Genomic DNA, 14,115 nt, shown 5'->3' with positions numbered 1-14,115 from the left:
TGATGCAAGGCTCTGCATAATGGTGGCAACGGCATCAGCGCGCCCATCGGCGCTGCGCAGGCCGCTGCATGGGGCCGCCTGGTGCCTGGGCGCGGCACTGGCGATGCTGCTGAGCGTGGCGCTGGGCATCGCCATTGGCGAGACGGCGCTGTCGCCCAGCCTGGTGCTGCAGGTGCTGGCCAACAAGCTGGCCGGTGCCCACTACGCCATCGATCCCATCAGCCAGGGCATTGTCTGGAACTACCGCCTGCCCCGCGCGCTGGTGGCGGCCAGCTGCGGCGCGGGCCTGGCGGTCTCGGGCGTCATTTTGCAATCGCTGCTGCGCAATGCGCTGGCCGAACCCTATTTGCTCGGCATCTCTGCCGGGGCCTCCACCGGCGCAGTGCTGGTGACCGTCGTGGGCATCGGCGCGGGCGCCATCTCGATGACCGTGGGCGCCTTTTTTGGCGCGCTCTGCGCATTTGCACTGGTCGCCCTGCTGGCCCACGCCGCCGGCAGCGGCGGGCTGCGCAACAGCGGCCAGATTGTGCTGGCCGGCATTGCGGGCTCGCAGCTGTTCAATGCGCTGACCTCGCTCATCATCACCAAGTCGGGCAGTGCCGAGCAGGCCCGGGGCATCATGTTCTGGCTGCTGGGCAGCCTGAGCGGCGTGCGCTGGCCCGATACCGTGCTCACCGCCTGCATCGCGATCACCGGTTTGCTGCTGTGCCTGCTGCATACGCGCGCGCTCGATGCCTTCACCTTTGGCAGCGAATCGGCGGCCGCGCTGGGCGTGCCGGTGCGCCGTGTGCAACTGGTGCTGCTGCTGGCCGCGGCGCTGATGACGGCCGTCATGGTCTCCATCGTTGGCGCGATCGGCTTTGTCGGCCTGGTGATTCCACATGCCGCGCGCATGCTGGTCGGCGTCAGCCACCGGCGACTGGTGCCTGCCAGCGCGATGATGGGCGCGGTGTTTCTGATCGCCGCCGATGTGCTCTCGCGCACCCTGATCCGGGGCCAGGTGCTGCCCATTGGCGTCATCACCGCCCTGGTCGGGGCGCCGGTGTTTGCCGTCATCCTGCTCCAAAGCCAGCGGAGGCGCGGATGACGGCGGCACCTCTGGTCTCGGCGGATCAACCCGTGTTGCAGGCCTGTGCTCTGGGCCTGCGCCTGCAGGGCCGGCCGGTTGTCGAGCAGCTCAGCCTGCCGGTGCAGCGCCACGAAATGCTGGGGCTGATCGGCCCCAACGGCTCGGGCAAATCCAGCCTGCTGCGCTTGCTCGCCGGTGTGATCCGGCCCAACGAGGGCCAGGTGCTGCTGCAGGGTCAGCCGCTGCACAAGAGGGGGCGCCGCGCCATTGCGCGCGAGCTGGCCCTGGTGGCGCAGATGGCCGAGACGCACGATGCCATCAGCGTCGAAGACGCGGTGGCGCTGGGGCGCACGCCCTGGCTGTCGGCGCTGCAGCCTTTTGCCGCGCAGGACTGGGAGGCCGTGCAGCAGGCCCTGGATGCCGTGGGCATGGCGGACCGCCGCCACAGCGCCTGGCACAGCCTCTCGGGCGGCGAGCGCCAGCGTGTGCACATCGCACGCGCGCTGGCGCAGCAGCCCGGTGTGCTGCTGCTCGATGAGCCCTGCAACCACCTCGATATCCACCAGCAGCTGTCGCTGATGGCCTTGATCCGCGCCTTGCCCGTCACCAAGGTCGTGGCCCTGCATGACCTGAACCAGGCGCTGGCCTGCGACCGGCTGGCCGTCATGCAGCAAGGCCGGCTCGTTGCGCTGGGCAGGCCCGAGCAGGTGCTCGATGCCGCGCTGCTGGCGCAAGTTTTTCGCGTCGAGGCCAGCGCGCTGGTCGACCCCTGGGACGGCAGCCGCGTGCTGCGTTTTCGCCCGCTTTCTTCTTCCTGACTGTGAGCCGATATGCCCACCCTGAACCACCGAATCTGGCTACCTGTTGTGTTGAGCAGCTTGCTGTGCAGCCAGGCGGGCGCAGAGACTTTTGAAGTCAAGATGCGCAACCGCAGCGCCACCGGCGCAATGACCTATGAGCCCGAGTTTTTGCAGATCAAGCCGGGCGACAAGGTCAAGTTCCTGGCTAGCAGCAGCGGTCACGATGCGGTCAGCATCCCGGGCATGGCGCCCGCCGGTGCCAAGCCCTTCAAGGGCAAGATCAACGAGGAGATCGAGGTCAGCTTTGATGCCGCAGGTTTGTATGGCGTGCAGTGCCTGCCCCATTACGCCATGGGCATGGTGATGCTGGTGCAGGTGGGCGATGCGCCGCTGCCCGGCCTGCAGGTGCCCGCCGAGGTGCCCGAGCGCGCGCAGCAGCGCTTCAAGGACATCGTCAGCCGTGCCTCGGCGCCGCGCTGAACCGCTATCGCAATTTTGGGCAACACAAGACAATGACTTATTTCAAATGGATGGCGCGCAGCAGCGGCCTGGCGGCGCTGGCCCTGGCGGCAGGCCATGTGCAGGCGGGCGCGCAGGACGAGGCTAAGGGCTTCATCGAAGGCGCGAGCCTGGGCATGGTCAACCGCATGGTCTATGAGCAGCTGGACTACCGGCGTGGCGACAGCACGCGCGTGGTGTCCGGCGGCGCGCGCTCGGACAAGGCCGCCGAAGCAGCCTATGGGCTGATGATGAACTTCAGCTCGGGCTACACGCAGGGGGTGGTCGGCCTGGGGCTGGATGCGCATGCCTATGGCGGCATCAACCTGGGCTCGGAGGCCGACAAGGTGCGCAGCAACCCGCGCTATATCGCCAAGGACGGCACGGACCTGCAGGACAGCTTTGGCCGCGCAGGGGCGGCGCTCAAGCTGCGCTGGTCGTCGACCGAGCTGAAGGTGGGTGAGATGCGCACCAAGAACCCGATCTTCCACTCGTCCGACACCCGCCTGCTGCCCGAGACCAACCGGGGCTGGCAGATAAGCAGCGACGATATTGCGCAGCTGACGCTGCAGGCCGGTCGCTTTACCCGCTGGGCCGACCGCAATGCGCGCAAGAATGGCCAGCCCCTGCTGGCCAATTACTCGGGCGTGCAAGGCGATGCCTTCAGCTTTGCCGGCGGCAGCTGGACTACGCCCTGGAGCGGGCTGAGCCTGTCGAGCTACGTCGGCCAATACGAGGATGTCTGGAACACCTGGTATCTGGGCGGCGTCTACAAAAAGGCGCTGGCCGAGAAGAAAAGCCTCTCGCTGAGCCTGAACCTGTACCGCAACAAGGACACCTGCGCGGCCAAGGCTGGCCGGGTGGACAACCTGACCTGGAGCCTGATGGCGACCTATGCGGCCGGCATGCACCAGCTGGGCCTGGGCTACCAGAAGGTCGATGGCGATACGCCGTTCGACTATGTCAACCGGGGCTCCATCTGGCTGGACAACGCGATGCAGCTGTCGGACTTCAATGCGCCGCATGAGGCGTCCTGGCAGCTCAAGTACGAGGTCGATCTGGGCCAGTGGCTGACACCGGGCCTGCGCGCGGGCGTCGCCTATACACGCGGCTCGGGCATTGACTACAGCCGCGCCGGCAGCGTGTACGCCAACTACCTGGGCGCCAGCGGCCGTGGCGGCCGCCACTGGGAGCGCGACATGCTGCTGCGCTACACCGTGCAGCAAGGCCAGGCCAAGGGGCTGGCGCTGCAGCTGCGCTACGGCGTGCACCGGGCCAACCAAACCCAGGGTGAGCTCAATGTGAACCAGGTGCGGCTGCTGGCGGAGATGCCCTTGCAGATTTTCTGAGGCACCAGCGCGGCGACGGAGGGCCACTGAGGGCAATGGCGGGCAGTGGCCTGCCCGCCAGCGCTGCCTGGCTGCAGGCCGCAGCCCAAGCGGCTATGATGGGCGCTCCCCCGATTGCCCATCCGTTCTTCGGAACGCCCCTGTCAGACCATGCAACGTCCTACCCGCCAGCGCGCCGCCATCGCCGATGCCTTTGCATCGCAAGGCCGTCCACTCTCACCCCAAGAGGTGCTGGAGATTGCGGGTGCTGCGCTGCCGGCCTTGGGCATTGCGACCGTCTACCGCAACCTCAAGTTGATGACCGAAGAGGGCCTGCTGCGCGTGGTCACCTTGCCCGGTGGCCTGCCGCTGTATGAGCCGGCCACGCATGACCACCACCACCACTTCCAGTGCAACAGCTGCCGGCGGGTGTTTGATATCCAGGCCTGCCCGGGCGACCTCAAGGGCATGGCACCGCCGGGCTTTCTGGTGGAGGGCCATGAGATCACCTTGTACGGCCAGTGCAAGGATTGCCGCAGCGGCGCGGGCCCTGCGGCTTAAGCTATCACGGCGGCTTACAGGTACTTGAGCCAGGCAATATCGCGCCGGCGGGCCTTGAACGCGGCAAAGGCCTTGACCGGCGGGTAGAGCGCAACGCCCAGGGCGAGGGTGCTGAGCCAGACCATCCACATCGAACCAAAGCCGAACAGCTCGCCCTGGTTGTTGCCCCAGATCGCCTGCGCGCCCAGGTAGAGAAACTTGAGCACATAGAGGTGCAGCACATAAAAGAACATCGGCGCGGCGCCAAACACCGTCAGCGGTGCCAGCCAGCGCATCTGTGGCCGGCGCTCAAAGGCGCGCAGCAGCAGCAGGCCGATGCCCAGGGTCAGCGCCAGAAACAAGAGGGATGGCGGGTACTTGGTGATGTTCAAAAAGCCCATGGCGCTCACGAGGAACGAATCGTCCACCACCCAGGGCTTGTCGCCATAGACGTTGGTGGCACGCAGCAGCACAAAACCCACCAACAGGCCCAGGCCCCAGGTCAAAAGGCGGCGCTGGCGCTGCAGTGCATCGGCACCCTTGGCAAACCAGGGGCCCATCGCATAGCCCAGTGCGATCACGCCGATCCAGGGCAGCAGGGGGTAAGAGGTGCGCAGGCGCAGGGTCTCGCTCACCTCGATCCAGCCCCGGTCATGCAGCACGGCCCACAGCGTGTGCAGCGCATGGTCGGGCGCAAAGTGCAGGTGGTCGAGCAGGTTGTGGCCGGCCACCAGCAGCAGGCCCAGTGGAATGATCAGGCGGCGCGGTAGCCACACCAGGGCCGACAGCATCAGCATCGACAGGCCAATGGCCCAGATCACTTGCAGGAAGATCTTGGTGGGCGGGAACTGGAAGGTCCAGGCAAAGTTGACCACGGTCACCTCCAGCAGCGCCAGAAACAGCCCGCGCTTGAACAGAAAGCCCGAGGCCGCCGCGCGCCCATCTTCGTACTTGCTGCCGTACAAAAAGGCCGACAGGCCCGTGAGCAGCACAAACACCGGCGCGCACAGGTGGGCGAGCAAGCGGCTGAAGAACAGCTCCGGTGCGGTGGCGGAGACATCCATCGGGTCGGGCACCTGGTGGTGCAGGTAGAAGGTCTCGCGCACATGGTCGATCAGCATGAAGAGGATGACCAGGCCGCGCAGGGCGTCAATCGATTGCAGGCGGCTGGCGCCCGGCAGAACGGCAGCAGGGCTGCGGGGGAGGATGGGGGTGTCGGAGGACATGGAGCAGGCAGGCGAGAAGGGCGGGCGAAAGGTGTATCAAATGATATTGATTGCGCATTATCATTTATATCGACTGCCCGGTTGGGCTGGGAGGCAGAAATTCGCCTCCCGTGCGCCGTGCTCAGCCGATCAGCGGCTGGTCATCGAGTTCGTTACCTGCCGCCGAGGGTGCGGCGCCGCGTGGGAACTGCTGCTCCAGATGGTGCGAAACCTGGCCAATGGCCGCCAGCAAGGCCTTTTCGTACTGGCCGCTGCGCAGGTCGTTAGCCAGGCTGTCGACCATCGCCTGCCACTGCGGGCCGCTGACGCAGCGCGAGACGGCCCGGTCGGCGACGATCTCGATCGCATGGTCGGTCAGCAGCAGGTAGATGAGCACGCCATTGTTGTGCTCGGTATCCCAGACGCGCTGCTTGCCAAACTGCATCACCGCGCGCTCGCGCGCGGGCGCATCACGGCGGATATAGCTCCAGGGCAGGGCGCTTTCCACATAGACGCGGATCTGGCCGCTGTGCCTGGCCTCCGATGCCGCGATGGCCTGCGCCAGGCGCTGCCTTGCGTCATCGGGCAAGGCATGGGACGCATCGCGCTCCAGAAAGCGGTGGCGCAGTTGCCTGCCCCAGCGTTGCAACCAATGGCCCATCACCAGCTCCCCGAGGCGCCACCGCCCCCAAAATTGCCGCCGCCGCCGGAGCTGAATCCGCCGCCTCCACCGCCGCCGCCACCAAATCCACCCCCGCCAAAGCCGCCTCCGCCGCCAAAGCCTCCACCACCGCCGCCGATCGAGCTGCCCCCTCGCATGCTGCCGGCCAGCAAGACCACAAAGAGCGCAGCAACGCCAGCGCCAATGCCCAGCAGCACGCTGGAGGTGAGCCAGGCCGCTACCAGGCCAGCTGCGCCGCCGGTGGCCAGCGAGCCCAGCGCGCGGCCCAGCATGCTGCGCAACACGCTGCCGCCCACCATCACAAAGATAAAGAAGAACAGCAGCAGCTGCGCCGGGTCATCGGGCAAGGCCGACGACGCTTGGTTGCGGGCGGGGGGCGTGCTGCGGGGCGGCGGCAGCGCCTCGCCCTTGATCAGCGCGCTGATCTGGGCCAGGCTGTCGCCAATGCCGGCGGCAAAGTTGCCGGCGCGGAAAGCCGGTGCCATCGTCTGGTCAATGATGCGCGCAGCGCGCAGGTCGGGAATCGCGCCTTCCAAGGTCTTGGCGACCTCGATGCGCATGCGCCGGTCGTCCTTGGCCACCAGCACCAGCAGGCCATCGCCCACCTCCTTGCGGCCAATCTTCCAGGTGCTGGCCACGCGCTGGGCATAGGCGGCAATGTCTTCGGGGCTGGTGCTGGCGACCATCAGCACCACGACCTGCGCGCCGGTGTCGCGCTCCAGCGCCGTCAGCTGCGCTTCGAGCTGGGCCTGGTCCTGCGCGCTCAAGGTGGCGGTCTGGTCGATCACATGGGCGCTGAGTGCGGGCACCGGCTGCACGGCAGCGCGCGCTGGCGCGCTGAGCCAGGGCAGCAGCACGGCCACTGCCAGGGCCAGCACCCAGGCCAGCGGCGGGCGCCAAGCGGGCATCCGGGCCATGCGCTTACTTCCGCTCGGACGAGAAGTCGACGCTAGGCGGCTGGGAAATCTGGGCCTCGTTCTGCACCGTGAAATTGGCCTTGGGCTGGTAGCCAAAGACCTTGGCCGTCAGGTTGGTGGGGAACACGCGGGCCTTGATGTTGTAGGCCTTGACGGTGCCGATATAGCGGTCCCGCGCCACGGCAATGCGGTTTTCTGTACCTTCCAGCGTCACGCGCAGATCGCGGAAAGCCTGGTTCGCCTTGAGCTCGGGGTAGCGCTCCGAGACCACCATCAGGCGCGACAGCGCGCTCGACAGCTCGCCCTGGGCCTGCTGGAACTTGTTGAAAGCCTCGGGGTTGTTCACCAGCTCGGGCGTGGCCTGGATCGAGGTGGCCTTGGCCCGCGCTTCGATCACCTTGGTGAGCGTGTCCTGCTCGAAGTTGGCCTCACCCTTGACGGAGGCCACGATGTTGGGCACCAGATCCGCACGGCGCTGGTACTGGCTCAGCACCTCGCTCCAGGCGGCGGTGGATTCTTCGTCCAGCCGTTGAAAATCGTTATAGCCGCAGCCCGTCAGTGCCAGCGCTGCGGCTGCTACCACCAGAAATCGTTTCCATGCGTTCATGAGGGCTCCTCGCCATGTTCAGAGCCGCCATTGTTACCGATCTGGCAGCGGCCCATTGTCAGCGATTATTGACGGTCTGAGGGGCGCATGACCGGCATGCCGGCGTCAGCGCATGCAGTAGGATCAGCAGATGGACGATATCGTGAAACAAGCCATGGCCAAATGGCCCAACGTGCCCGCCTGCTGGGGCTGGCTGGCGCTGGATGCGCGCGGCAACTGGTGGCTGCGCGATGCGCAGGCCCAGGCCGCCGGTGCTTTTACCAGTGGCCTGCCAGGCGCCAAGGGCTCGCGGGTGGAGCACGACAAGCTCGCGCAGTTCATTGCCCGCAATTACCTCGCCGATGCCCAGGGCTGCTGGTATTTCCAGAATGGCCCGCAGCAGGTGTTTGTGGAGCTGGAGGCTACGCCCTGGGTCTGGCGTGCGCAGTGGCGCGATGGCGCGCTGCATCTGCATGCGCATACCGGCGCCGTGCTGGCGCCTGCGCAGGTGCAGGCCGTGCTGGCCGATGAGCAAGGCGCCGTCTACCTGCACACGGACCAGGGGCTGGGCATTGTGCATACGCAGGATGTGCTGGATGTGTCGCAGGCCCTCGAGCAGGGCCTGCTGCCCGAGCCGACCGAAGTGGCCAGCGTGCTGCTGGAAAAGCGCTATGGCTTTGTGCGCTCGCCCGCTGCGCTGAAGGCGGCGGGCCAGGCTTGATCTTTTAGGTCGCGCGGTGGGCGGCTTGGTTACTGCGCTTGCTCCACCATGTACTGCACCGCCGCATGGATCTCTTCATCCGATGCGCTGGAGCCGCCGCGCGGGGGCATTGCGCCCTTGCCGCTGATGGCAATCTTCACCATGCTGTCGATGCCCTGGGCGATATAGGGTGCCCAGGCGGCCTTGTCACCGAACTTGGGCGCGCCTGCCACACCAGCGGCATGGCAGACAAAGCAGGCCTTGTCATACAGCGCCTTGCCATTGGCGGCGGCGTTGGCTGTGGGAGCAGCGGCTGCGGGCGCTGCGGCTACGGCCGCTGCTGGCTCGGAGGCTGCCGCAGCAGGGGCACTAGTGGCAGCCGGTGCAGCCGCAGCAGCAGTGGCGGGGGTGGCACTGCCCGCCGCATCGGCGCTGGCAGAGGCCGGGCGCTGGGGTTCGTCAAACTTGGCGCCTGCAGCATTGGCCATGTAGACCACGCCGCGCGCGATTTCGGTGTCTTCAAAGTCACCGCCGCCTTGCGGGGCCATGGCGCCCTTGCCGGCCAGGGCCGAGTGCAACAGCGCTTCCAGGCCGGTCTTGATGCGCGGCGCCCAGGCAGCAGCATCTTCAAACTTGGGGGCGCCGGCGGCGCCGGTGGCATGGCAGGTGGCGCACTGCGCCTGGTAGACCTCCTGGCCGGATTTGAGGGGGCGGTTGGCGTCGCGTATTTCGACCGAGCCCACTTTTTGCAGCCGGCTTTCGATGGATCCTGCGTTATCGGCCGCGCCAGGGCCGGATTTGTTGGCCGAGGTCACAAAGGTCACCAGGCCAATGATGGCAAATACCGGGATCACAAAAGCAAAGATCACCGTCCACAAAAATTGCTTGGGTGATTTGACGGGGCCTGTATGTGCTTCTTCTTGCTGGATGTCGCTCATGGCTTCCTCAAATTCTCTGTGGGCTTGTTGTTCATCGTGCAGAGGCCAAAATCATTATATCGACGGGTTTTTTGGCAGGGCCTCCGGGCAAATACCTGCAGGTAAACAACCACAGTTGCACCGCGCGCGCATAAAAAAATGGCTTGCCAGCAGGTCTGGCAAGCCATTGTGGGGCCGCAGTCGCGGGCAGGAACCTATGGTTTGCCAGCAGTCGGGGCCGCCTGTGCGACAGTGTCGGCCGGTGCCGGATCGGTCCAGCCGCCACCCAGTGCCTTGTACAGGCCGACCTGGTTTTGCAGCTGGGTCAGGCGCACTTGCACCACGGCTTGCTGCAAGGTGAACAGCGAGCGCTGCGCATCGAGCAGGTCCAGGTAGCTGGCCACGCCATTCTTGTAGCGCAGGTCCGACAGCTTCAGGCGTGCCGACTCGGCCTCGACCTGGGCTTGCTGCGACTGCAGCTGGTCGGACAGCGTCTGGCGGCTGACGAGGGCATCCGACACTTCGCGGAACGCCGTCTGGATGGCCTTCTCATACTGCGCAGCCGCAATCTGGGTCTGCACCTGCGCCACTTCCAGGTTGGCCTGGTTGCGGCCGGCATTGAAGATCGGCAGGTACAGCGAAGGCGCGATCGTGAAGCCCTTGGACTTGGAGTCGAACAGGTCGGACAGCTCGGAGCTGGCAAAGCCGGCGCTGGCCGTCAGCGAGATCGCCGGGTAGAACAGCGCACGCGCCGCGCCAATGTTGGCATTGGCGGCGATCATGGTCTGCTCGGCCTGGCGCAGGTCGGGGCGGCGCAGCATCAGGTCCGAGGGCAGGCCCGCTGGTACATCGGCCATCACCGGCAGATCGGTCAGGCGCTTGCCCTGCAGGCTGGGCAGCAGCTCGGCCGGTGGCGTCTGGCCCAGCAGCAAGGTCAGGGCGTTGACGTCCAGCGCGCGCTGGCGCAGTTGCTGGGCCAAGGTGGCCTTGGCGTTTTCCGTCAGCGACTGGGCCTGGCGGTAGTCCAGCTCCGAGGCCACACCGGCATCGAGGCGCAGCTTGGACAGCTTGATCGATTCCTCACGCGTCTCCAAGGTGCGGCGCGAGATGTCGATCAGCTCCTCGTCGGCCTGCAGGGTCAGCCAGGCATTGGCAACCGAGGCCACCAGGCTGATCTGGGCCGACTTGCGGCCTTCTTCGGTGGCCAGGTACTGGGCGAGAGCCTGCTCCTTGAGGCTGCTGATGCGGCCAAAGAAGTCAATCTCCCAGCTCTGGATGCCGACACCTACGCTGAAGGCATTCGCATAGCCGCCAGTGATCTGGCTGCGCTGGCGCGAGGCCGCACCCGAGACGCCCACTTCCGGAAAGCGCTGGGCGTCCTGGATCTGGTAGAGCGCACGGGCCTGGGCGATGTTGAGCACCGCCACGCGCAGGTCACGGTTGTTGTCCAGCGCGGTCTGGATCAGCTGCTGCAGGCGCGTATCGGTGAAGAAGTTCTGCCAGGGAATATCGGCAGCGGCCTGCTGCGTCTCTTCCGTGGCCACCGGGTACTGCGCCGCCACCGGGCTGGCGGGCTTGTCCAGTGAGGGAATCAGCGAGCAGCCCGAGGCCAGCAGCGCTGCAGCCAAAACGGTTGGGATCAGTTTCTTATTCATGGTGGGTTCCTTTCCCCACATTGGCAGACAGAACGGCGTCATGTCCGCGGTCAGGCGAATGCGGCGCGGGCGGGCTGCCTTGCGGTCCCTGGTTCTGCTCGCCCTTGCGGCCGAACAGACGGAAGACCTCGACAAAGAACACCGGCACCAGGAACACGGCCAGGAAGGTGCCGATGATCATGCCCCAGAACACGCCGGTGCCGATCTCGTGCTGGCTCACGGCGCTGGCGCCCGAGGCGATGTACAGCGGCACCACACCCAGGATGAACGCGAGCGAGGTCATCAGGATCGGGCGGAAACGCAGGTGACCGGCTTCGAGCGCCGCATCGAGCGCACTCATGCCCTGGTCGTGCAGGTCCTTGGCGAACTCCACAATCAAGATGGCGTTCTTCGCAGACAAGCCGATCACGGTGATCAGCGCCACCTGGAAGTAGATGTCGTTGGGCATGCCACGCAGGTGCATACCGGCAACGGCGCCCAACACACCGAGCGGCACCACCAGCAGCACGGCCAGCGGAATGCTCCAGCTCTCATACAGCGCTGCCAGGCAGAGGAAGACCGCCAGGATCGAGAACGCGTACAGGATCATCGCCGACGAGCCGGCTTTCTTTTCGTCCAGCGACTGGCCGGTCCACTCATAGCCAAAGCCTTGGGGCAGCTCGGCCGAGAGCTTTTCCATCTCTGCCATCGCGTCACCGGTGGTGTAGCCGGGCTTGGCCTGGCCGGTGATGCTCATCGACGGATAGCCGTTGTAGCGCGACATCTGCATCGGGCCGGTGATCCACTTGGCCGTCACCAGAGTTGAGAGCTCGACCAGCTTGCCGTCCGCATTGGGCACGGTCAGCTTCAGCACGTCCTCGGGCTGCATGCGGGTGGCGGCGTCGGCCTGGATGGTCACGCGCTGCATATAGCCCTTGTTCGGGAAGTCGGTCGAGTTGCTCGAGCCCAGTGCTGTCGACAAGGTGGTGGCGATATCGCCCATGCTGACCTTTTGCGCATACACCGCATTGCGGTTGATATCGACCTGCCATTGCGGCGCATCGTCCACACCGTCAAAGCGCATACCCGTCAGAATCGGGCTCTTGCTGGCCTTGGCGATCAGGTCATTGCGGGCCTTGAGCAGCTCGGCGTGACCATGGTTGCCCCGGTCCTGCAGACGGAAGGTAAAGCCATCGCTGTTGCCCAGCTCGGAGATCGACGGCGGCACCAGGGTGTAGATGAAACCATCGCGCAGGCTCATCATCGCGCCCATGGCACGGCCGGCGAACGACGAGGCATCCGAGCCCGGCGCGGTGCGCTCTGACCAGTCCTTGAACACCGTGAAGGCCAGACCCATGTTCTGCGCTTGACCGGCAAAACTGAAGCCCAGAATGCTCACGATGTTGGCCGTCTCAGGTTGCGCCAGGGCAAAGTCTTCGAGCTGCTTCATGGTCTCGCTGGTGCGCTCCTGGGTGGCACCTGGGGGCAGCTGCACCAAGGAGATCACATAGCCCTGGTCTTCCACCGGCAGGAACGCGGTGGGCAGCGCCTTGAAGCCAAACACCACACCGACGATCACCGCTGCATAGACCAGGAAGGCCATGAAAGTGCGCTTGACGACGCCGACCAGGGTCTTCTGGTAGCCCTTGGTGGCCTTGCCGAACATGCGGTTGAACCAGTTGTAGAAGGGGCCCAGCAGGCCGGTCTTCTTGTCATGCGCATGGCCCTTGGGAATGGGCTTGAGCATGGTGGCGCACAGCGCAGGCGTCAGGGTCAGCGCGAAGAAGCCCGAGAAGAAGATCGAGATCGCCATCACCAGCGAGAACTGGCGGTAGATATTGCCGGTCGCGCCCGAGAACATGGCCAGCGGGATGAACACGGTCACCAGAATCACGGTAATACCGACCACGGCGCCCTGGATCTGGCCCATGGCCTTGATCGTCGCCTCCTTGGGCGATAAACCCTCTTCGGACATGATCCGCTCGACGTTCTCGACCACCACGATCGCATCGTCCACGACGATACCGATCACCAGCACCATCGCGAACATCGACAGAATGTTGATGGTCAGCCCCACGCTGTACATCACCGCAAAGGCCCCGAGCAGCGCAATGGGCACGACGATGGTCGGGATCAAGGTGTAGCGGATGTTCTGCAGGAAGATCAGCATCACGATGAACACCAGCACGATGGCTTCGAGCAAGGTGTGCAGCACTTTTTCAATCGAGATCTTGACGAACTTGGAGGTGTCATACGGCGCGGCCCACTTCACGCCGGCTGGCAGGAAGGGTTCGAGCTCGTCCATCTTGCTGTAGACCTCTTTGGCGGTGGCCATCGCGTTTGCGGTCGAGGTCAGCTGCACGGCCAGAGCCACGGCGGGCTTGCCATCCAGGCGCGAGTTGGTGGCATAGCTCTCGGAGCCCAGCTCCACGCGGGCCACGTCCTTGAGGCGCACGGTCGAGCCGTCCGAGTTGGAGCGCAGCACCACCTCGCCAAACTCTTCGGGCGTGGAGAGCTGACCTGGCACGACGATCGTGGCGTTCATCATGGTGCCTGGCAGGCTCGGCGTATCGCCCAGCGCGCCGCCCGAGATCTGCTGGTTCTGCGCGGCAATGGCGGCATTGATCTGCGCGATCGACATGTTGTAGCCCTGCAGCTTGGCAGGATCGACCCAGACGCGCATCGCGCGGCCGGCCGCAAACAGCTGGGCCTTGCCCACGCCGTTCAGGCGCTGGATTTCCGGCACCACATTGCGGTTGACGTAATCGGAGATTTCGTCACGCGAGGTCTCCCCGGTGTCCGACTGGAAAGTCAGAATCATCAGGAAGTTGCTCATCGACTTGTCGACACGCACCCCCAGCGATTGCACGATGCTGGGCAGGCGTGGCGTGGCGCGGGCCAGCCGGTTTTGCACATCCACCTGGGCCAGGTCGGGGTTGGTGCCGGGCTCGAAGGTCACGGTCAACTCGCCGCTGCCGGTGGCAGAGGCGGACGACGACATGTACATCAGGCCTTCGGCGCCGTTGATTTCCCGCTCGATCAGTTGCAGCACCGAGTCAGTCAGGGTTTGCGCGGTTGCGCCAGGGTAGGTCGCCGTCACCGTGATGGTGGGCGGCGCCACACTCGGGAACTGCGCCACCGGCAGTCGGGTAATGGACACGATACCTGCGAGGACCACGAAGATCGCGATCACCCAGGCAAAAATCGGTCTGTGAATAAAGAACTTTGACATTCCGCTG

The 14,115-nt window shown here is 65.4% G+C and carries 13 protein-coding genes; 6 read left to right on the top strand and 7 right to left on the bottom strand.

The window, feature by feature from the left end; genetic code table 11:
• The first annotated feature begins 19 nt into the window (after positions 1-19).
• The 5 genes from F0Q04_RS00795 (at position 20) to F0Q04_RS00775 (ending at position 4,256) form a co-directional block, all read left to right on the top strand.
• Complete coding sequence (locus F0Q04_RS00795) at positions 20-1,087, top strand: FecCD family ABC transporter permease (RefSeq protein WP_182344006.1); 1,068 nt, start codon at positions 20-22, stop codon at positions 1,085-1,087.
• Positions 1,084-1,887 carry an ABC transporter ATP-binding protein gene (locus F0Q04_RS00790; RefSeq protein ID WP_182344004.1) on the top strand — a complete coding sequence of 268 codons (804 nt, stop codon included), beginning with the start codon at positions 1,084-1,086 and terminating at the stop codon, positions 1,885-1,887. Before F0Q04_RS00795 ends, F0Q04_RS00790 begins: the two co-directional genes overlap by 4 nt.
• Positions 1,888-1,899: 12 nt before the next feature.
• Complete coding sequence (locus tag F0Q04_RS00785) at positions 1,900-2,349, top strand: pseudoazurin (RefSeq protein WP_182344002.1); 450 nt, start codon at positions 1,900-1,902, stop codon at positions 2,347-2,349.
• 32 nt (positions 2,350-2,381) lie between these two features.
• The gene (locus F0Q04_RS00780; protein WP_198424339.1) at positions 2,382-3,716 is read left to right on the top strand and encodes an OprD family outer membrane porin; all 1,335 of its coding nucleotides are present in this window, start codon (positions 2,382-2,384) and stop codon (positions 3,714-3,716) included.
• A 150-nt stretch (positions 3,717-3,866) separates the two neighbouring features.
• Positions 3,867-4,256, top strand: coding sequence for a Fur family transcriptional regulator (locus F0Q04_RS00775; RefSeq protein ID WP_116926839.1), 390 nt, complete (start codon positions 3,867-3,869; stop codon positions 4,254-4,256).
• A 14-nt stretch (positions 4,257-4,270) separates the two neighbouring features.
• Here the strand turns inward: F0Q04_RS00775 and F0Q04_RS00770 are convergent, their stop codons facing one another.
• The 4 genes from F0Q04_RS00770 to F0Q04_RS00755 all read right to left on the bottom strand — a co-directional run bounded on the left by F0Q04_RS00770 (position 4,271) and on the right by F0Q04_RS00755 (position 7,646).
• Positions 4,271-5,461 carry a DUF1624 domain-containing protein gene (locus F0Q04_RS00770; RefSeq protein ID WP_182344000.1) on the bottom strand — a complete coding sequence of 397 codons (1,191 nt, stop codon included), beginning with the start codon at positions 5,459-5,461 and terminating at the stop codon, positions 4,271-4,273.
• Between the two features lie 121 nt (positions 5,462-5,582).
• Positions 5,583-6,101 carry a TPM domain-containing protein gene (locus F0Q04_RS00765; protein WP_182343998.1) on the bottom strand — a complete coding sequence of 173 codons (519 nt, stop codon included), beginning with the start codon at positions 6,099-6,101 and terminating at the stop codon, positions 5,583-5,585.
• Positions 6,101-7,039 (bottom strand): TPM domain-containing protein, encoded by a 939-nt coding sequence (locus tag F0Q04_RS00760; protein WP_182343996.1) that lies wholly within the window; start codon positions 7,037-7,039, stop codon positions 6,101-6,103. The genes F0Q04_RS00765 and F0Q04_RS00760 overlap by 1 nt, the downstream gene beginning before the upstream one ends.
• A gap of 4 nt (positions 7,040-7,043) precedes the next feature.
• On the bottom strand, positions 7,044-7,646 hold the full coding sequence (locus F0Q04_RS00755; protein ID WP_021027151.1) for a LemA family protein: 603 nt from the start codon (positions 7,644-7,646) through the stop codon (positions 7,044-7,046).
• Between the two features lie 130 nt (positions 7,647-7,776).
• On the opposite strand from F0Q04_RS00755, the gene F0Q04_RS00750 reads away from it, so the two are divergent.
• Positions 7,777-8,346: a DUF2946 family protein gene (locus F0Q04_RS00750; RefSeq protein ID WP_116926843.1), complete on the top strand. Its 570-nt coding sequence runs from the start codon at positions 7,777-7,779 to the stop codon at positions 8,344-8,346.
• Between the two features lie 29 nt (positions 8,347-8,375).
• On the opposite strand, the gene F0Q04_RS00745 is transcribed toward F0Q04_RS00750, so the two are convergent.
• The 3 genes from F0Q04_RS00745 to F0Q04_RS00735 form a co-directional block, all read right to left on the bottom strand.
• Complete coding sequence (locus F0Q04_RS00745) at positions 8,376-9,263, bottom strand: c-type cytochrome (protein ID WP_116926844.1); 888 nt, start codon at positions 9,261-9,263, stop codon at positions 8,376-8,378.
• Positions 9,264-9,457: 194 nt separating this feature from the next.
• On the bottom strand, positions 9,458-10,897 hold the full coding sequence (locus F0Q04_RS00740) for an efflux transporter outer membrane subunit (RefSeq protein ID WP_182343994.1): 1,440 nt from the start codon (positions 10,895-10,897) through the stop codon (positions 9,458-9,460).
• The gene (locus tag F0Q04_RS00735) at positions 10,890-14,108 is read right to left on the bottom strand and encodes an efflux RND transporter permease subunit (protein WP_116926846.1); all 3,219 of its coding nucleotides are present in this window, start codon (positions 14,106-14,108) and stop codon (positions 10,890-10,892) included. Before F0Q04_RS00735 ends, F0Q04_RS00740 begins: the two co-directional genes overlap by 8 nt.
• Positions 14,109-14,115 lie beyond the last annotated feature (7 nt).

Origin of the sequence: Comamonas koreensis, assembly GCF_014076495.1 — a bacterium.
In the GTDB taxonomy this organism is placed as follows: domain Bacteria; phylum Pseudomonadota; class Gammaproteobacteria; order Burkholderiales; family Burkholderiaceae_C; genus Comamonas; species Comamonas squillarum.
The sequence above is the reverse complement of the archived record's forward strand: the minus strand, read 5'-3'. Positions and strand labels throughout refer to the sequence as shown.